This is a genomic window from Bacillus sp. Bwzl_19 (assembly GCF_054900515.1).
In genome coordinates this window covers 3,025,561-3,044,387 of sequence record NZ_CM142729.1, presented here as the reverse complement: position 1 = coordinate 3,044,387, position 18,827 = coordinate 3,025,561, and the positions used below count along the sequence as shown (strand labels likewise).

The 18,827-nt window shown below is 46.5% G+C and carries 15 protein-coding genes and 1 pseudogene; 15 read left to right on the top strand and 1 reads right to left on the bottom strand.

What is annotated here, in order from left to right:
* Position 1 precedes the first annotated feature (1 nt).
* Positions 2-1,090: a GntR family transcriptional regulator gene (locus ACW5MY_RS16230; RefSeq protein ID WP_013353665.1), complete on the bottom strand. Its 1,089-nt coding sequence runs from the start codon at positions 1,088-1,090 to the stop codon at positions 2-4.
* Positions 1,091-1,315: 225 nt separating this feature from the next.
* Here ACW5MY_RS16230 and ACW5MY_RS16225 point away from each other — a divergent pair.
* From ACW5MY_RS16225 to ACW5MY_RS16155, 15 genes and pseudogenes are all read left to right on the top strand, one after another.
* Positions 1,316-2,712: pseudogene (locus tag ACW5MY_RS16225) on the top strand (sugar porter family MFS transporter).
* 264 nt (positions 2,713-2,976) lie between these two features.
* Positions 2,977-4,011 carry a gapA transcriptional regulator CggR gene (cggR, locus tag ACW5MY_RS16220; RefSeq protein WP_013353663.1) on the top strand — a complete coding sequence of 345 codons (1,035 nt, stop codon included), beginning with the start codon at positions 2,977-2,979 and terminating at the stop codon, positions 4,009-4,011.
* Between the two features lie 33 nt (positions 4,012-4,044).
* Positions 4,045-5,052 carry a type I glyceraldehyde-3-phosphate dehydrogenase gene (gap, locus tag ACW5MY_RS16215; protein ID WP_003151611.1) on the top strand — a complete coding sequence of 336 codons (1,008 nt, stop codon included), beginning with the start codon at positions 4,045-4,047 and terminating at the stop codon, positions 5,050-5,052.
* Positions 5,053-5,366: 314 nt separating this feature from the next.
* On the top strand, positions 5,367-6,551 hold the full coding sequence (locus ACW5MY_RS16210; RefSeq protein ID WP_013353662.1) for a phosphoglycerate kinase: 1,185 nt from the start codon (positions 5,367-5,369) through the stop codon (positions 6,549-6,551).
* Between the two features lie 25 nt (positions 6,552-6,576).
* A complete protein-coding gene (tpiA, locus tag ACW5MY_RS16205) occupies positions 6,577-7,338 on the top strand; it encodes a triose-phosphate isomerase (RefSeq protein WP_013353661.1) in 762 nt (253 codons plus the stop codon).
* A complete protein-coding gene (gene gpmI / locus ACW5MY_RS16200; protein ID WP_013353660.1) occupies positions 7,331-8,866 on the top strand; it encodes a 2,3-bisphosphoglycerate-independent phosphoglycerate mutase in 1,536 nt (511 codons plus the stop codon). The genes tpiA and gpmI overlap by 8 nt, the downstream gene beginning before the upstream one ends.
* A 27-nt stretch (positions 8,867-8,893) precedes the next feature.
* Positions 8,894-10,186, top strand: coding sequence for a phosphopyruvate hydratase (eno, locus tag ACW5MY_RS16195; RefSeq protein ID WP_007409956.1), 1,293 nt, complete (start codon positions 8,894-8,896; stop codon positions 10,184-10,186).
* A 164-nt stretch (positions 10,187-10,350) separates the two neighbouring features.
* On the top strand, positions 10,351-11,631 hold the full coding sequence (locus tag ACW5MY_RS16190; RefSeq protein ID WP_013353659.1) for a M28 family peptidase: 1,281 nt from the start codon (positions 10,351-10,353) through the stop codon (positions 11,629-11,631).
* Between the two features lie 266 nt (positions 11,632-11,897).
* Complete coding sequence (locus tag ACW5MY_RS16185) at positions 11,898-13,232, top strand: nucleotide sugar dehydrogenase (RefSeq protein ID WP_013353658.1); 1,335 nt, start codon at positions 11,898-11,900, stop codon at positions 13,230-13,232.
* Between the two features lie 48 nt (positions 13,233-13,280).
* Positions 13,281-14,411, top strand: a complete 1,131-nt coding sequence (locus ACW5MY_RS16180; protein WP_013353657.1) for a DegT/DnrJ/EryC1/StrS family aminotransferase — start codon at positions 13,281-13,283, stop codon at positions 14,409-14,411.
* Positions 14,408-15,337, top strand: coding sequence for an NAD-dependent epimerase/dehydratase family protein (locus tag ACW5MY_RS16175; protein WP_013353656.1), 930 nt, complete (start codon positions 14,408-14,410; stop codon positions 15,335-15,337). Before ACW5MY_RS16180 ends, ACW5MY_RS16175 begins: the two co-directional genes overlap by 4 nt.
* Complete coding sequence (locus ACW5MY_RS16170) at positions 15,303-16,559, top strand: aminotransferase class V-fold PLP-dependent enzyme (protein ID WP_289393928.1); 1,257 nt, start codon at positions 15,303-15,305, stop codon at positions 16,557-16,559. Before ACW5MY_RS16175 ends, ACW5MY_RS16170 begins: the two co-directional genes overlap by 35 nt.
* An 11-nt stretch (positions 16,560-16,570) precedes the next feature.
* Positions 16,571-17,452 carry a GNAT family N-acetyltransferase gene (locus tag ACW5MY_RS16165; RefSeq protein WP_013353654.1) on the top strand — a complete coding sequence of 294 codons (882 nt, stop codon included), beginning with the start codon at positions 16,571-16,573 and terminating at the stop codon, positions 17,450-17,452.
* Positions 17,425-18,183 carry a WbqC family protein gene (locus ACW5MY_RS16160; protein ID WP_013353653.1) on the top strand — a complete coding sequence of 253 codons (759 nt, stop codon included), beginning with the start codon at positions 17,425-17,427 and terminating at the stop codon, positions 18,181-18,183. The genes ACW5MY_RS16165 and ACW5MY_RS16160 overlap by 28 nt, the downstream gene beginning before the upstream one ends.
* A complete protein-coding gene (locus ACW5MY_RS16155; protein WP_014471049.1) occupies positions 18,146-18,823 on the top strand; it encodes a PIG-L deacetylase family protein in 678 nt (225 codons plus the stop codon). Before ACW5MY_RS16160 ends, ACW5MY_RS16155 begins: the two co-directional genes overlap by 38 nt.
* Positions 18,824-18,827 lie beyond the last annotated feature (4 nt).

Sequence of the window (18,827 nt, the reverse complement as noted above, 5' to 3'; positions counted from 1 at the left end):
TTCATTCGCCGATCCGCCTGACGGAATTCCGGATGACGAGTTCCGGTTCATACACGACGTCATCTTGCTTCGGTTTTTTATGTTCTAAGCAGTCGATGACGTATTTTGCCGCCGCTTTCCCCATAATGGATTTCGGGTGCTTGACAGAGGTGAGCTTCACCTCGGAAATCTGGGCGAAATGTGAATCATCATAGCCCATGACTGACACGTCATCAGGCACCTTTAAGCTGAATTCTCTGAGAAGATTAATTGTCTTCAGCGCAATTTCATCATTATAACAAAGAATGGCCGTCGGGTATGATCCGCTGTTTTGCTCAAGGGTATCCTTAATCTTTTGGAGAAGCACGGTTTCTTTTTCCTCAGTCGTGTAAGTTACGATCATGTCCGGAGACGGGAAGATCCCGCGCTCCCGATGCGCCTGCAGATAGCCGTTCATCCGTTTGACGCCCTGCGTGTCATCCGCTTTAAAAATTCCCATAATGTGCGTGTGGCCGAGGGACATGACGTATTCGCAAGCCATCATGCCGCCTTTGACATCATTGACGGAAAAGCTCGGTGCGGCCAGCTCCGCATAAGAAGCGTTAATCATGGCAAACGGAATGCCGTTTTTCTCCAGATTGAGATAATAGCCGATGTTGGGCGTCTGCAGCGCGCTTTTCGTAGGCTCGACAATCAGCCCGTCTATATTTTTAGACAGCAGGTTTTCAAGGCCGCGTCGTTCACTTTCTGTATTGTTGTTGGTGCTCGTCAGCAGCATGGAATAGCCTTGTTCGCTTAAATAAGATTCGATTCCTCTGATGATGCTCGGGAAAATATAGTCTGATATGTACGTTGTAATGACGCCGATCGTTTTGTTTGAATGCATGGCTGATTTCGCCGTGCGTGAAGCGACAAAGGTGCCTCCGCCCTGAACGCTGTACAGCAGCCCCTGCGAGACCAAATCCCCGATCGCTTTTCTGATGGTATGGCGGCTGACGCCGAACTGCTGCATCAGCTCATTTTCCGTAGGCAGCTTTTGGTCAGGCTGTATTTTCCCTTGATTCAGCCATGAACAAATTTCTTCTTTTACTTGAGCATATTTCGGTAGCATATCAATTCCTCCAAAATGTATACGGACAAATTCCAGTATAACATAGTAAGCCCTTTCATCAAGTCGTAAAAACAATTGACAGATTCTGAAAAACTGCTTATTCTTTATTTCTACGTACTAATTTTCCTTATTTTTAGATAAAATTCTTTATAAGTACGTACAAATGTAATAGTGCTCTGATTTGTAAGCGTTTTTATTCTATTATTCGCGGGAGGGTAAAAATTCATGAAGAATCACCCGGCACCAATTGGCTCAAATGTACCTGTCACTCGGGAGCATTCGAAGTGGTTTGTCATTCTTATCTCATGCGCGGCCGGACTGGGAGGGCTTTTGTACGGTTATGACACGGCGGTTATTTCCGGCGCCATCGGTTTTCTGAAAGACTTGTACCGTTTAAGTCCTTTTATGGAAGGACTCGTGATTTCAAGCATTATGATCGGCGGTGTTTTCGGCGTCGGTATTTCCGGATTTTTGAGTGACCGTTTCGGACGGAGAAAGGTTCTGATGGCAGCGGCCCTTTTGTTTGCGGTGTCAGCGGTTGTCTCTGCGCTTTCTCAAAGTGTGTCTTCCTTAATTATCGCCAGAGTCATCGGCGGTCTGGAGATCGGAATGGGCTCCTCGCTTTCTGTCACCTATATTACCGAAGCCGCTCCTCCGGCCATACGCGGCAGTCTGTCCTCACTGTATCAGCTGTTTACGATATTAGGGATCTCCGGCACTTATTTTATTAACCTCGCCGTCCAGCAGTCCGGCTCATATGAATGGGGGGTGCACACCGGCTGGCGGTGGATGCTCGCTTACGGCATGATTCCGTCTGTCATCTTTTTTATCGTGCTGCTTATCGTGCCGGAAAGTCCGCGCTGGCTTGCAAAAGCGGGGCGCAGGAATGAAGCTCTCGCCGTGCTGACGCGCATTAACGGCGAGCAGACCGCGAAAGAAGAAATCAAACAAATCGAAACGTCTTTACAATTAGAAAAAATGGGTTCGTTGTCTCAGCTGTTTAAACCGGGGCTGAGAAAAGCGCTTGTGATCGGGATTCTGCTGGCTCTGTTCAATCAGGTCATCGGCATGAACGCGATTACGTATTACGGGCCGGAAATCTTCAAAATGATGGGCTTCGGGCAGAATGCGGGGTTTGTCACGACATGCATCGTCGGTGTCGTCGAAGTGATTTTCACCATTATCGCGGTTCTTTTAGTCGATAAAGTTGGCCGGAAAAAGCTGATGGGGGTCGGATCAGCCTTTATGGCGCTGTTCATGATCTTAATCGGGGCATCCTTTTATTTTCAGCTGGCAAGCGGTCCGGCTTTAGTCGTCATTATATTGGGATTCGTCGCCGCTTTCTGCGTTTCAGTCGGGCCGATTACGTGGATCATGATTTCAGAAATCTTCCCGAATCACCTCCGTGCACGCGCCTCGCCGGTATTGCAACAATATTCTTATGGGGGGCGAATTGGGCGATCGGCCAGTTTGTGCCGATGATGATCAGCGGGCTGGGTCTTGCGTACACCTTCTGGATATTCGCCGTCATTAATATTCTCTGTTTCTTGTTCGTCGTGACGATCTGCCCTGAGACGAAAAATAAATCATTAGAAGAAATAGAAAAGCTCTGGATAAAATGAAAGCGTTTTACGACAAAATCCCGCTCCGGCGGGCTTTTGTCTGTCACCTTCATTCCGTTTCTGTATATAATGACTGTATCAAGGAGATACTGGTAAATGTTGCGAAGAATGTCGAGGAATTGACCTTTAACAGTTGAATTAACAATGTCAGCCTGTTAAAATAATTAAAGAAAGCAGACATAATTTTTTTTGGCTATGATGGGACGTTTTTTGTCATAGCGGGACATTTTCTGTCCAGTATGAATAGGAAGGAACGTTTGAGTCATGAACCAGTTAATACAAGCTCAAAAAAAATTATTGCCTGATCTTTTGCTTGTGATGCAGAAAAGATTTGAAATCTTGCAGTATATCAGGCTTACTGAACCGATCGGCCGCAGAAGCCTTGCAGCCAGTCTCGGATTGACCGAGCGCGTTCTCAGAAGCGAGGTTCAGTTTTTGAAAGAACAGAATCTCATCGATATAAAAACAAACGGCATGACACTGACGGAAGAGGGCTATTCACTGCTTTCGATTCTGGAAGATACGATGAAGGATGTTTTAGGATTGACGCTTTTGGAAAAGACATTAAAGGAACGTCTTAATCTGAAAGACGCCATTATCGTTTCCGGAGACAGCGACCAATCTCCTTGGGTCAAAAAAGAATTAGGGAGAGCGGCCGTCGCATGTATGAAAAAGAGATTTTCAGGCAAAAATATCGTCGCTGTAACCGGCGGTACGACAATTGAAGCTGTCGCCGATATGATGACGCCGGATTCAAAAAACCGCGAGCTCCTGTTTGTGCCTGCAAGAGGCGGTTTAGGTGAAAACGTCAAAAATCAGGCGAACACCATATGCGCGCATATGGCGGAAAAAGCTTCAGGCACTTACCGGCTTTTGTTTGTTCCCGGACAGCTGTCACAAGGCGCCTACTCATCTATTATTGAAGAGCCTTCCGTAAAAGAGGTGCTTCACACGATTAAATCAGCGAGTATGCTCGTTCACGGAATCGGCGAAGCTAGAACAATGGCGGAACGAAGAAACACGCCTTTGGAAGATTTGAAGAAAATAGATGACAATCATGCGGTGACAGAGGCATTCGGCTACTACTTTAATGCGGACGGAGAAGTCGTTCACAAAGTGCATTCAGTCGGAATGCAGCTCGATGATCTCGGCGCCATTCCCGACATTATCGCAGTAGCGGGCGGATCATCAAAAGCAGAAGCAATTGAAGCTTATTTTAAAAAGCAGCGAAACACGGTTCTCGTCACGGACGAAGGAGCCGCAAAGAAGTTATTAAGGGATAAAAGTCCCTCAATATAAATATCTCTCACTTATTTAAAGGAGGAAACAATCATGGCAGTAAAAGTCGGTATTAACGGTTTTGGTCGTATTGGACGTAACGTATTCCGCGCAGCATTAAACAATCCTGAAGTTGAGGTAGTAGCGGTTAACGATTTAACAGACGCTAACATGCTTGCTCATCTTTTACAATATGATTCCGTACACGGAAAATTAGACGCAGAAGTTAAAGTTGACGGCAGCAACCTTGTTGTTAACGGCAAAACAATCGAAGTTTCTGCTGAGCGCGATCCTGCGAAACTCAGCTGGGGCAAACAAGGCGTTGAAATCGTAGTTGAATCTACTGGTTTCTTCACAAAACGCGCAGACGCTGCGAAACATTTAGAAGCTGGCGCGAAAAAAGTTATCATCTCTGCACCTGCTAACGAAGAAGATATCACAATCGTTATGGGTGTTAACGAAGACAAATACGATGCGGCTAACCACCATGTTATCTCTAACGCATCTTGCACAACAAACTGCCTTGCGCCGTTTGCAAAAGTACTTAACGACAAATTCGGCATCAAACGCGGTATGATGACAACTGTTCACTCTTACACAAACGATCAGCAAATTCTTGATCTTCCGCACAAAGACTACCGTCGTGCGCGTGCAGCAGCTGAAAACATCATTCCTACATCAACTGGTGCTGCTAAAGCAGTTTCCCTCGTTCTTCCTGAACTGAAAGGCAAACTGAACGGCGGAGCTATGCGTGTGCCGACTCCAAACGTTTCTCTTGTTGACTTAGTTGCTGAACTGAACAAAGACGTAACGGCTGAAGACGTAAACGCAGCTCTTAAAGAAGCGGCTGAAGGCGACCTTAAAGGAATCCTTGGCTACAGCGAAGAGCCATTAGTATCCGGAGACTACAACGGCAATGCTAACTCTTCTACAATCGATGCTCTTTCTACAATGGTTATGGAAGGCAGCATGGTAAAAGTAATCTCTTGGTACGATAACGAAAGCGGCTATTCTAACCGCGTTGTTGACCTTGCAGCTTACATCGCAAAACAAGGTCTTTAATTCATAGCTCCCGGAAAGGGCCGGACTTGGTTCTTTCGGACAGAAACGCTATAATGAAAGCGGACAAGGGAAGGGGACGGACTCCCTTTCCCTTTTTCCATGAGGACCGGCTTTCAGAAAGCGCCGGATTGCTGCAGAACGTCCGCGTTTTGCAGTTTCCGCGGCACTTTCGTTTTCGGGGCCGCCTGCCCTGGCTCAGAAGACGATCTGCCCCGTGCCGAGAAGCTGCAATCTGCCCCGCGGCGGAAGCATCATGAGGCGGTTTCACGTTTTTCGTGCTATGCAAACCATTTTGAAGGAGGATCTCCTAAGGCATGAATAAGAAAACAGTAAAAGACATCGACGTAAAAGGCAAAGTCGTATTCTGCCGCGTTGACTTTAACGTTCCAATGAAAGACGGGGAAGTAACAGACGATACTCGTATCCGCGCTGCGCTTCCAACAATCAAACACCTTGCAGACCAAGGCGCGAAAGTCCTTCTTGCGAGCCACCTAGGCCGCCCGAAAGGTGAAGTGGTTGAGGAGCTTCGTTTAACTCCTGTCGCTGCGCGCTTAGGCGAACTGCTTGGCAAAGAAGTGAAAAAAGCGGATGAAGCTTACGGAGATGCTGTAAAAGCACAAATTTCCGATATGAAGGACGGAGACGTTCTTGTATTGGAAAACGTACGTTTCTACCCTGGTGAAGAGAAAAATGATCCTGAGCTTGCAAAAGCATTTGCTGAGCTTGCGGATGTATATGTCAATGACGCATTCGGTGCTGCCCACCGTGCTCACGCATCTACAGCCGGAATTGCCGAGCATCTGCCGGCGGTTGCAGGATTCCTGATGGAAAAAGAGCTTGACGTTCTCGGCAAAGCCGTGACAAATCCTGAGCGCCCGTTTACGGCGATCATCGGCGGAGCGAAAGTAAAAGACAAAATCGGCGTAATCGAAAGTCTGCTTGATAAAGTGGACAACCTGATTATCGGCGGAGGTCTTGCTTACACATTCGTAAAAGCCCTTGGATACGAAATCGGTAAATCTTTGCTTGAAGAAGATAAAATCGAGCTTGCAAAATCATTCATGGACCGCGCGAAAGAAAAAGGCGTGAAATTCTATATGCCTGAAGATGTGCTCGTTGCAGACGATTTCTCTAACGATGCAAACGTGAAAATGGTGCCGATCTCTGAAATCCCTAGTGATTTAGAAGCAATCGACATTGGTACGAAAACACGCGAAACGTATGCTGACGTTATCAAAAACAGCAAACTTGTCGTGTGGAACGGACCGATGGGCGTATTCGAAATCGACTTGTTCGCTCAAGGAACAAAAGCGGTTGCGGAAGCATTGGCAGAGGCGAAAGATACATACTCTGTCATCGGCGGAGGAGACTCTGCGGCAGCCGTTGAAAAATTCGGCCTTGCTGATAAAATGAGCCATATCTCTACAGGCGGCGGCGCATCTCTTGAATTCATGGAAGGCAAAGAGCTTCCTGGTGTAGCTGCACTGAACGATAAATAAAAACTGCTATAAGGAAGTGGAACAGATGAGAAAACCAATTATAGCCGGTAACTGGAAAATGAACAAAACTCTCGGCGAGGCTGTCAGCTTCGTTGAAGAAGTGAAAAATTCCATTCCAGCAGCAGACAAAGCGGAAGCCGTTGTTTGCGCACCAGCTCTTTTCTTAGAAAAGCTGACTTCTGCTGTTAAAGGAACTGACTTAAAAGTCGGCGCCCAAAACATGCATTTTGAAGAAAACGGTGCGTTCACAGGCGAAATCAGCCCGGTCGCTCTGAAAGACCTTGGCGTGGATTACTGCGTCATCGGCCACTCTGAGCGCCGTGAAATGTTCGCTGAAACTGATGAAACAGTTAACAAAAAAGCGCATGCCGCTTTCAAACACGGCATTGTGCCGATCATTTGCGTAGGTGAAACGCTTGAAGAGCGCGAAGCCGGAAAAACAAATGATCTTGTTGCCGATCAAGTGAAAAAAGGTCTTGCGGGTCTTTCTGAAGAGCAAGTTGCAGCTTCCGTTATTGCGTACGAGCCAATCTGGGCAATCGGAACAGGCAAATCTTCTACAGCGAAAGATGCAAACGACGTCTGCGCGCATATCCGCAAAGTTGTTGCTGAAAGCTTCAGCCAAGAAGCTGCTGACAAGCTCCGCATTCAATACGGCGGCAGCGTAAAACCTGCAAATATTAAAGAATATATGGCAGAGTCCGATATTGACGGTGCTTTGGTCGGCGGCGCAAGCCTTGAACCGCAGTCATTCGTTCAATTATTGGAGGAAGGTCAATATGAGTAAAAAACCAGCTGCACTCATCATTCTTGATGGGTTCGGATTACGCAATGAAACAGTCGGAAACGCAGTCGCACAAGCGAAAAAACCGAATTTCGACCGTTATTGGAACCAATACCCTCATCAGACGCTGACGGCATCAGGCGAAGCAGTCGGACTGCCTGAAGGACAGATGGGGAACTCTGAAGTCGGACATTTGAATATCGGCGCCGGACGTATTGTGTACCAAAGCTTAACACGCGTGAACGTTGCCATCCGCGAAGGTGAATTCGAACGCAATCAAACGTTCCTTGACGCCATCAAAAACGCGAAGGACAACGACAAAGCGCTGCACCTGTTCGGTCTTCTTTCTGACGGAGGCGTACACAGTCATATCAATCATTTATTCGCGCTGCTGAAGCTTGCGAAAAGTGAAGGGCTGACGAAGGTGTATATTCACGGTTTCCTCGACGGCCGCGATGTAGGTCCGCAAACAGCGAAAACTTACATTCAGCAGCTGAATGAGCAAATCGAAGAAATCGGTGTCGGCGAAATCGCCAGCATTTCCGGACGCTACTACTCCATGGACCGCGACAAACGCTGGGACCGTGTGGAAAAAGCGTACCGCGCAATGGCTTACGGCGAAGGCCCGTCTTACAAGAGCGCAATGGATGTAGTGGACGATTCTTATGCGAACGGCATTCATGATGAATTCGTCATTCCGTCCGTCATCACAAAAGAAAACGGCGAACCTGTTGCGAAAATTCATGACGGCGATTCTGTAATTTTCTATAATTTCAGACCTGACCGCGCCATCCAGATTTCGAACACGTTTACCAACAAAGATTTCCGCGATTTCGACCGCGGTGAAAATCATCCGAAAAACCTGCATTTCGTCTGCCTGACTCACTTCAGTGAATCTGTTGACGGATATGTGGCTTTTAAACCGGTAAACCTTGATAATACGGTCGGTGAAGTATTAGCACAGCACGGGTTAAAACAGCTTCGCATTGCGGAAACTGAAAAGTATCCGCACGTTACGTTCTTTATGAGCGGCGGCCGCGAAGAAGAATTCCCGGGCGAAGAGCGCATCCTCATTAACTCGCCGAAGGTCGCAACATATGACCTGAAGCCTGAAATGAGCGCGTATGAAGTGAAGGATGCTCTTGTAAAAGAAATCGCGGCTGACAAGCACGACGCGATCATCCTGAACTTTGCAAACCCTGACATGGTCGGCCACTCCGGAATGGTCGAACCGACAATTAAAGCAATTGAAGCAGTGGACGAATGCTTAGGCGAAGTGGTTGACGCCATCATCGCTAAAGGCGGCCACGCCATCATTACCGCTGATCACGGTAATGCAGACATTCTGATTACAGAAACAGGCGAACCGCACACTGCCCATACGACAAACCCAGTCCCTGTCATTGTGACGAAAGAAGGCGTGACGCTGCGCGAAGGCGGAATCCTAGGCGACCTCGCACCAACGTTATTAGACCTTCTCGGTGTTGAAAAACCGAAAGAAATGACCGGAACATCTTTAATTCAAAAATAAGCGTAAATCAAAAGGAGAGACAAACTCATGCCATACATTGTTGATGTTTATGCACGCGAAGTCCTTGACTCCCGCGGCAACCCGACAGTTGAAGTTGAAGTATATACAGAAACAGGAGCTTTTGGCCGCGCATTAGTGCCAAGCGGAGCTTCTACAGGTGAATACGAAGCGGTTGAGCTTCGTGACGGCGACAAAGACCGTTACCTTGGAAAAGGCGTGTTAACTGCTGTTAACAACGTAAACGAAATCATTTCTCCAGAGCTTCTCGGCTTTGACGTAACAGAACAAAACGCAATCGATCAGCTTTTGATCGAGCTTGACGGAACTGAAAACAAAGGCAAACTCGGTGCGAACGCAATCCTTGGCGTATCTATGGCTTGTGCGCGCGCTGCTGCTGATTTCTTACAGATTCCTCTTTATCAGTACCTTGGAGGCTTCAACTCAAAAACGCTTCCTGTACCGATGATGAACATCGTAAACGGCGGAGAGCATGCTGACAACAACGTAGACATTCAAGAATTCATGATTATGCCTGTAGGCGCGCCTAACTTCCGTGAAGCGCTTCGCATGGGCGCTCAAATCTTCCACAGCCTGAAATCAGTTCTTTCTGCTAAAGGAATGAACACAGCTGTAGGTGACGAAGGCGGATTCGCTCCGAACCTTGGTTCTAACGAAGAAGCGCTTCAAACAATCGTTGAAGCAATCGAAAAAGCCGGCTTCAAACCTGGCGAAGAAGTGAAACTTGCTATGGATGCTGCATCTTCTGAGTTCTACAACAAAGAAGACGGCAAATACCATCTGTCTGGCGAAGGCGTTGTGAAAACATCTGCTGAAATGGTTGACTGGTATGAAGAAATGGTTTCTAAATACCCAATCATCTCTATCGAAGACGGACTTGACGAAAACGACTGGGAAGGACATAAACTTCTTACAGAGCGTCTTGGCAAAAAAGTTCAGCTTGTCGGTGACGACCTTTTCGTTACAAACACGAAAAAGCTTGCTGAAGGTATCAAAAACGGCGTAGGCAACTCTATCCTGATCAAAGTAAACCAAATCGGTACATTGACTGAAACATTCGATGCGATCGAAATGGCGAAACGCGCGGGCTACACTGCCGTTATCTCTCACCGTTCTGGTGAAACTGAAGACAGCACAATCGCTGACATCGCTGTGGCAACAAACGCAGGACAAATCAAAACAGGTGCTCCGTCACGTACGGACCGTGTTGCGAAATACAACCAGCTTCTTCGCATCGAAGATCAGTTGGCTGAAACTGCTCAATACCACGGTATCAACTCTTTCTATAACTTGAATAAGTAATGAAAGAATGCCGGGAGATATTCTCCCGGCTTTTTTTATGCCTTCGGACTTTTCCCTCCTTTTTCATCATTTTCATTTGGTTAATAATATTCATTTTTTTCCTTTTTAAAGGAATCATTGTCCATCAATCGAAAGGAAGAGGTGTAATAAGAGGAGGGATTTTGATGAAATTTTCATTTATATCAGCTGCGGTGGCAGCAAGTGTTATATGGGGCGCGTCTGCCGGACCGCTGTCCGAAACCCATGCTCATTCAACAGTGAAGGCGCCGGTTTTTGATACTGACGAGGCATTGGACACCATGCATGCTCTGAGTGAAACCATCGGGCCGAGGGAAACGGGAACTGCGAAAGAAAAGGAAGCGGCTGAATACATATCGAATCGCCTGAGGGCTCAAGGCGCCGCTGTCCAAGTACAGACATTTCAATTGAAAAAGTATTTTTCAGGTTCAGTCACAGCAGGAGAGCATGAATTCCCGCTTCGCTCCGCTGATCAATCTGCTGTTGAAAAAGAGCTGAGAATAGAGGGCGCGATCTTTGACGGCGGCCTCGGATTACGCGATGACGTAACGGGAGCAAAAGGAAAGATTGCAGTAATCCGTGAGGGGAAGATCCCCATTTCGCAAAAGATAAAACATGCCGAACAAGCGGGAGCCAATGCAGTTATTATTTATAATCAGGCAACAAAACCGCTTGCTGTCCGCCCGCATAGCGGGAAAGGAATAACAATACCGGCGGCCGGTATGAAAAAAGAAGACGGTGAAGCATTGCTGCGGGAAAAGCAGGCAGTCATTCAATTTAAGAATTATAAAAACCGTACCTCACAAAATATCATAGGAACTCGCAAAGCGGCACAGGCCAACCCTTCTGATGCTGATATTATTTATGTCACAGCGCATTATGACAGCGTAAAAGGAGCGCCCGGAGCGGACGATAACGCCTCAGGCACATCTGCCGTTCTGGAAATAAGCAAGCAGTTTACACACATACCGAAAGATAAAGAAATCCGCTTTATCCTGTTCGGTGCAGAAGAATTATGGTCTGCGGGTTCATCTTATTACGTCAGTACACTTACGAAAGATGAAAGAAAGCACAGCCAGGCCAATTTTAATGCCGATATGATTGCGACTGACTGGAAAGAAGCGAGCCAAATGTGTGTCACCACTCCTGACGGCAGGGAAAATCCGAGTGTCCGGTATGCTGAAAAAGCCGCTGAACAATCCCGGCTGGTCAAGCCAAGCCTGATTCAGCTCGGTTACTCAGACCACGTCTCTTTTTATGAAGCGGGAATTCCGTCGGCTAACTGGATTTGGCTCAGCCCCGATACACATGAGCCGGGGCCCTGGTATCACACCGAGAATGATAATATGAAACATATCAGCAAAGAACGATTAGAGAAAGCGGGAGCACTCGTTACCGGAGCTGTAACTGAGGCTGTGAAAGAATAAAAAAACAGGCTGCGGCCTGTTTTTTTATATTGTTTTCTGTATATTCTCTCAATTAGGGGAGATTTTCTCACTTGTTACCAAATATGTACCATTTAATAGGATTTTATTTTATGAATAAAGGAAAAATAAATATATAATACCTAATTTATAAAAGGATGTAAAACCCATTCAACAAATTTTAACTTTTGTTATAATTGCGATATCGATCGATATTTGTATTAAATTGTAAAAAATAATACTCTTTTCTATCTATTAGGGGGCGAAAAATGAATACTGTCACAAAAGAAGCCAGCAACCTTGGTCAAAAACGGCTGTTACATCTGATTGAAACGAAGCAGGCGATTGTAGGCGTGTTAGGCATGGGATATGTGGGATTTCCTCTTGCACTGGAATGTGTTGATAAAGGATACAATGTTATCGGATTCGACAAAAACAGTGAAAAGGTTTCCTTGTTAGCCGCCGGAAGCAGCCATATTCAAGATATAGAGGACGACAGACTGAACTCTGCTTTACAAACAAAACGATTTCAAGTCAGTGCCGACATGTCGCTTATCCAAAAATGTGACATCATTGTGATATGTGTGCCGACACCCCTGGACAAAAAAGACAAGATCCCCGATTTATCCTACATCGACAGTGCAGTTGACAGCATGATCGCTTATGGACGACAGCATCAGCTTTTAATTTTAGAAAGCACCACCTACCCTGGAACAACGAAAAAAAAGATTGCCGAAAGAATGGCATCAAGCCGCCGCATGGAAATAGGAACAGACTTTTTTACGGCTTATTCACCGGAAAGAATCGATCCGGGCAACAGTCAATATGAAGTATCAGATATTCCTAAAGTAGTCGGCGGGATTACACAGACTTGCACAGAACTCGCCTCAGCGTTTTACAGCACCATCGTTACCAGCATTCACCCGGTCACCTCACCCGAAGTAGCTGAAACAGCTAAACTCCTAGAGAATACCTATCGTTATGTCAATATAGCTCTCATCAATGAAATGGCGCTTAATTGCCGTGAACTCGACATTGATATATGGGAAGTCATCTGCGCGGCGGACACGAAGCCGTTCGGCTTTCAAAAATTTATCCCGGGCCCCGGGGTCGGAGGCCATTGTATCCCGATTGATCCTTTTTACTTCAAATGGATTGCGAATGAAAAAGGGCTGCAGACAAAATTAATTGATCTGGCAGACGAAATCAATTCTAACATGCCGATTTCTGTCTCTGACTATGCCCTGAAACTGGCGGGCAAAGACAAATGCAGCATTTTAATAATAGGAGCCGCCTATAAAAAAAATACAAATGATCCGCGTGAATCCTCAGTGTTTACGATAATGGAAGAATTGATGGGCAAGGGATGCACGATTGATTATCATGATCCGTTTATCAGCAAGATCAGCTTGAATGACGGAAGCCGCAAACAATCTGTCCCTTTCACAAAAGAACAAATCAATCAATACGACGTCATCATCATTCATACAGACCACGATGTGATTGACTACAGTATTTTGAAGGATGCCTCACCGATTATCTTTGACACAAGAAATGTATGCAGGGAAAAATCAGCCGACAATTGCAGAGTTGTCACTTTATAGGAGTGAACGGTCATTAGTAATCGATTTATCTCTTTTCACAGACCTGATATGACAAGCGAAGAAATCGCAAGCGTCACCGAAACAATTCAATCGGGATGGATTTCGAAAGGCCCGAAGGTAATAGATTTTGAAAAAAAGCTGGGAGAATGTATAGGAGCCGAACACGTCATCAGCTGTAATTCAGGAACCGCTGCATTACACATGGCTTTATTGGCGCTCGGTGTGGGAGAAGGCGATGAAGTCATCGTGCCGAGCTTCACGTTCTGTTCCAGTGTCAATGTCATCCTGCACGCCGGAGCCGTTCCTGTGTTTGCGGATATATGCGAGAAAAGTCTGTGTGCAGATCCTGAAGATGTCAGGAAGAAAATAACGCCGCGCACAAAAGCGGTAATTGCGGTTCATTTTGCCGGCTATCCGGCTGATCTGGAAAACTTGCAGTCCATTTGTAAAGAACACGGATTATACCTGATTGAAGACGCCGCTCATGCGCTCGGTACAAAATATAACGGAAGTATGATCGGCACCCACGGCGATGCGGTGTGCTTCAGCTTTTACGCTACCAAAAATATTACGACGGGGGAAGGCGGAGCCCTCGTCATGAAAGACGAACAGGCCGCAGAAAGAGCGAGGCTGTACGGCTGGCACGGCATCACAAAAAATGCCTGGAACCGGTACGGTGAAAAAGGCAGCTGGAGATACGACGTTTTACTGCCGGGTTTTAAATATAATATGACGGATATTCAGGCCGCACTCGGTCTGGTTCAATTGAAACGCGCAAATGAAATTCAAGAAAAACGGGAACAGATCGCTCAATTTTATGTCCGTGAACTGTCAGGCCAAGCTGACAAAGCAGCGCTTCCGCTTTCTGACATTCCAAACGGCATAACGCACTCATGGCATTTATTTATTTTACGGATTCGAGAAAACGGCGGCATGGACAGAGATCTGTTTATTGAGAAAATGAAAGAAAAACAAATCGGGCTGAGCGTGCACTTTATTCCCGTGCATATGCATCCTTACTATAAAAAACATTTTCCTGCTGAGCTTCCGGTAACTGAACGTGTTTTCCGGGAGATCGTATCACTGCCTCTTTACAGCCAGTTATCAGATGAGGATTGCAGCTATATTGTTAAGTCTATAAAAGAAGTTTTGACTATCAGCCAGGAGGTTGGATCATGAAGAATATTGCGATTATCGGAGGGGCCGGTTTTATCGGAAGCGAACTGGCGGCGTTATTACAGACTAAAGGGTATCACACCATTATTGCAGACCAAAAGAAGCCGGCTTTTGACACTGAATACCGCCACACGGATATTCTTGACCGGACGTCGCTGCGCGAATCACTGAGGGGAGCGGATGCGGTTGTCCATTTGGCGGCAATGGTCGGAGTGGACAGCTGCCGAAGCAATGAAGAAGACGTCATACGGGTCAATTTTGAAGGAACGAAAAACGTCGCCGAGGTATGCGGTGAATTGGGAATCAGCACACTTCTTTTCTCATCGAGCTCAGAAGTGTTCGGAGATTCACCTGATTTTCCTTATACCGAGACAAGCAGAAAGCTTCCGAAATCGGCTTACGGAAAAGCCAAACTGCAATCAGAGGAATATTTAAGAGAACAAGCTTCCGATAAACTTCATATTCGGGTCGTCCGGTACTTTAATGTATACGGACCGAAACAGCGCGAGGATTTTGTCATAAACAAGTTTTTCAGTCTGGCCGAGAATGGCTCAGAGCTGCCTCTTTACGGAGACGGCGGACAAATACGCTGCTTCAGCTATATCAGTGATATCGTCAACGGAACTTATCTCGCGCTCGTTCATGAAGGAGCCGTCTTTGAAGACTTCAATATCGGGAACGACCAGCCGATCACGATAAAAGAACTGGCTGAGAAAGTCAATGTGCTCTCAGGCAGAGAGAAGGATAACTATCTGTTTAAGAAGCTCGGTGAAGACGGCGTAAGAGGAAAAGACATCGAGATTTTTAAACGGGCGCCGTCAATCGAGAAGGCGAAACGTTTGCTTGGATATTCTCCGAAAGTAAGTCTGAATGAAGGCCTGGAGATCATTAAAGATGAAAGACAAAAGCACAAACTTTCACTTTCCTAAAAACCCGGAAGAGGTCAAATATCCAATTTATCCGGGCCAGTTTTCAGTCAGGAGCCGTCTGCGCGCAGTGAAACACTTGCTTTGGGCTGAACAAAGCGGACTGACTGAAAAACTGGAAAAACGTTACGGAAAAGGGGTTGTGCTGACCTCCAGCGGGAGTGCGGCACTGGTGCTCGCATTAACTTATTCGGGAGCTGGGCGGGGAAAAGAAGTGATTTTCTCATCCTTCAGCTGCCCGAATGTCATTGATGCCGTGCTGCAATCCGGTGCGGCGCCTGTTTTTGCGCAGCTGGATGAGCATCTTTCCTTATCGTTCGAGGATGTCAAAAAAAAAGCGACGCGACAGACTTGTGCGATTATCCTCACGCATGTATACGGCCGGAGAGAAAATACCGCAATCATTGACTGGGCGAAGGAAAACGGAATTGTTGTCATTGATGATGCCGCTCAAGCCATGTTTACAAAACAATCGGATACATTTGCCGGCGGTCTGGGTGATTTCGGCGTTTTAAGCTTTGGTCCGTCAAAGCCGCTTGCGAGTATCGGAGGCGGCGCGTTAATTGCGCCGAAAGAATTGCTGCAGCAAAACGCAAATCCCCCGATGGAACGGCGCAGCCAAGTGACGGCTGACTATCGCTTCTATATCAGAAATCAAAGAATACAAGCTGTTATGAAACGGAAACGGCATCATCCCATTTCATATCTTTATAGAAAAGCGGGCGTGATGCCTTCCATGAAAGCCACAAAGCTCGAAGCACTGCCGGATAAACCGGCTGTTGTACCGGTGCTGCGCATGCATCCGGCAAGGGAAGCCATAATTGACGATCAGCTTTCACGTATGGATCAGCTCGTAACAGCTTCACTCCAAAACGTGGAGGCGGCAGGAGAAATCTTTGCAAAGGCGGAAGAGACATACGGCATAAGAATGATCCAGCCTCAAGAAGGAGAACATCTGAATTATTTAACGATCGTATTTCCCCGGGATGAAGAGCGGTATGGGTGTTCCGTTTATTTAGCTGAAAGAGGCATCCAAACATGCTGGAACTATCTTCCTCTCGAACATATTCCGATTTATGAAACATATGCGGGAGATGGAGAGGAAGATCCGCTTTGGAAAAGAGTTCTTTCTCTGCCGTTTAAACCGCCTCTGCGCCAAGAGCAAATCAGATATATAGCCGAATCCGTTTTATCATATTGTGAACAAAAGAATAAGACTGAATAGTGGTGATAACTATGCAAAAAACAGCAGTATGCACGACCCGCGAGGCATGGGATCGAGCCGCTGACATGTATCAGGCGGGATTGTTTCAAAGCTATGATTGGGGAATTCTCATGGAAGAGCTTCCCGGCACGTCATTTCACCCTGTCAGACTGACAACGGACGGTGGACAAGTCATCTATCTTCCGCTTTTTGAACAGAAGGGCGTATTATCCGGCAATATGATCGGATACGGCGGCGTTATTTCAGACCGCCCCATCTCATTTGCATGGCTTCAAAGTGAAATCAAGGCCATATTCGGCCGGAACATATCCCGGATGCTGCTTCCGTACGGTCAGACTTCTTTTACAGAAGAAAGCGGAGAAGCGTGGACGGAGAAGGCGACACAGATCCTTACGCTTCCGGACACGTTTGACGAACTTTGGACGGGCATTTCCGGAAAAGCCCGGACGGCAGTCAGGTACGCTGAAAAAGAGAACACGGTCACCCGTCTGATCGGGCGAAAAGAACTTGGAGCGTTTTATGAACTCTACAAAGAACATACGGCGGCAATCGGCGCGGCTTATGTCCTGAGTGAAGGCTTTTTCCAAAAGCTGCTTGACCTATTTTCAGACCGGATGTTTTGGATAGGGGCATATCAGGAGGAAACACTGATCAGCAGCAGTATTTTTCTCTATGACCGCTCCCATTTCTATTATTGGCAGAATGTAAACAGCCCGGCGGGAAAAAAAGCGCAGGCCTCTTACTTATTGATGCGCGACGCCCTGCAATTCGCCATTTGCCGCAAGCTTCAATGGGCTGATTTTGGCTATTCACACAGTAAAGAAATCGCGAGACCGAAACGATATTGGGGAGCTGAAGAAAAACAATGCCGACTTTTTGCGAAAACGGAATGAAAACAATAAGCGGCCATCAATCCAGTTATCTGCCATGGTACGGTTTTTTTGAAAAAATGTATAAGTCGGATCTGTTTGCCATTCATGACACAGCTCAATTTGAAAAAAAAGGATTTCTCAACCGCAACAGAATCAAAACGCCGCAAGGCCCCAGATGGCTGACGGTGCCTTTACAGATGAAACAGTATAAAGACATAGAGCTTCGGAACATGAAAATCGATCAGACACAGGATTGGCAGAAAAAACATTGGATGGCAATTAAAATGAATTATGCGAAAGCCCCCTATTTTGAGCGCTACCAGCATTTTTTTCAGGATGTCTATCAGCGGGAGTGGGAATATCTCCATGATCTGAATATGCACATTATTGAATTTTTCCGAAAAGAGCTCCGTATTGAAACGCCGATGTGTTATGTTTCAGAGCTTGAATGCCGGAAGGAGAAAAAAAGCGATTTTGTTTTAGCGCTTTGTCAGGAGCTTGGGGCGGATCGTTATTATTCAGGCAGTCAGGGTTCCGACTATTTAATAGAAAGCGATTTTGAAAGAAACGGTATTGTCATTGAGTATCAGCAGATCAGACATTTTGGCTATCCTCAATTATTCGGGGAGCATATCCCTCACCTCTCCGTGCTTGATATGCTGATGAACTGCGGTGCGGATACAGCTGAAATGTTAGTCAAAGGAGGGCAATATGATGAAAGTAATGGTATTTGCAGCGCATCCCGACGATGAAATTATCGGCGTCGGCGGCACGCTCGCCAAACATGTCCGCCAGGGTGACAGCGTGTCGGCGGTCATTATGGCGGAAGGCAAATCATCAAGAAAAACCGATTATGAAAAGCCGGAAGAGTCCGTTATGGAGCATTCCCATCAAGAAACGGAACAGGCGCTCAGCACTCTGGGCATCCATGATTTTGTCAGGCTGAACCTTCCTGATAACAGAATGGATTCAATGGATTTGCTGGATGTCGTGAAGGAAGCGGAGAAACAAATCAGCCGTTTTCAGCCTGACATTGTGTATACCCAGTACGGGGGTGATATTAATATTGACCACTCCGTCGTATTCAGAGCGGTCATGACGGCAACCCGCCCGCTTCCCGGCCATACGGTAAAACGGGTTTTCGCCTATGAAACATTGTCTTCGACAGAATGGAATTATTGTCAGAAGGATCAGTTTCATGCCAATTTCTTCGTTAATATTGAAGACGAGCTTGAAACGAAATTGAAATCGATGGCGTGTTACGGCTCGGAGCTCAGAGACTTCCCTCATCCCCGTTCTTTGCAGGCGATAGAACATAATGCCCATGTGTGGGGAGCAAAATCGGGTTTTTCCGCTGCGGAAGCATTTATGCTTGTGAGAGGGACATGGTGACTGT

Excerpts from the sequence above, each read along its gene's own strand:
- ACW5MY_RS16190 (WP_013353659.1), top strand. The coding sequence starts at position 10,351 with ATGAAATTTTCATTTATATCAGCTGCGGTGGCAGCAAGTGTTATATGG.
- ACW5MY_RS16175 (WP_013353656.1), top strand. The coding sequence starts at position 14,408 with ATGAAGAATATTGCGATTATCGGAGGGGCCGGTTTTATCGGAAGCGAA.
- eno (WP_007409956.1), top strand. The coding sequence starts at position 8,894 with ATGCCATACATTGTTGATGTTTATGCACGCGAAGTCCTTGACTCCCGC.
- gpmI (WP_013353660.1), top strand. The coding sequence starts at position 7,331 with ATGAGTAAAAAACCAGCTGCACTCATCATTCTTGATGGGTTCGGATTA.
- ACW5MY_RS16230 (WP_013353665.1), bottom strand. The coding sequence starts at position 1,090 with ATGCTACCGAAATATGCTCAAGTAAAAGAAGAAATTTGTTCATGGCTG.
- ACW5MY_RS16165 (WP_013353654.1), top strand. The coding sequence starts at position 16,571 with ATGCAAAAAACAGCAGTATGCACGACCCGCGAGGCATGGGATCGAGCC.
- ACW5MY_RS16160 (WP_013353653.1), top strand. The coding sequence starts at position 17,425 with ATGCCGACTTTTTGCGAAAACGGAATGAAAACAATAAGCGGCCATCAA.
- ACW5MY_RS16185 (WP_013353658.1), top strand. The coding sequence starts at position 11,898 with ATGAATACTGTCACAAAAGAAGCCAGCAACCTTGGTCAAAAACGGCTG.
- ACW5MY_RS16180 (WP_013353657.1), top strand. The coding sequence starts at position 13,281 with ATGACAAGCGAAGAAATCGCAAGCGTCACCGAAACAATTCAATCGGGA.
- gap (WP_003151611.1), top strand. The coding sequence starts at position 4,045 with ATGGCAGTAAAAGTCGGTATTAACGGTTTTGGTCGTATTGGACGTAAC.
- ACW5MY_RS16155 (WP_014471049.1), top strand. The coding sequence starts at position 18,146 with ATGAAAGTAATGGTATTTGCAGCGCATCCCGACGATGAAATTATCGGC.
- ACW5MY_RS16170 (WP_289393928.1), top strand. The coding sequence starts at position 15,303 with ATGAAAGACAAAAGCACAAACTTTCACTTTCCTAAAAACCCGGAAGAG.
- tpiA (WP_013353661.1), top strand. The coding sequence starts at position 6,577 with ATGAGAAAACCAATTATAGCCGGTAACTGGAAAATGAACAAAACTCTC.
- ACW5MY_RS16210 (WP_013353662.1), top strand. The coding sequence starts at position 5,367 with ATGAATAAGAAAACAGTAAAAGACATCGACGTAAAAGGCAAAGTCGTA.
- cggR (WP_013353663.1), top strand. The coding sequence starts at position 2,977 with ATGAACCAGTTAATACAAGCTCAAAAAAAATTATTGCCTGATCTTTTG.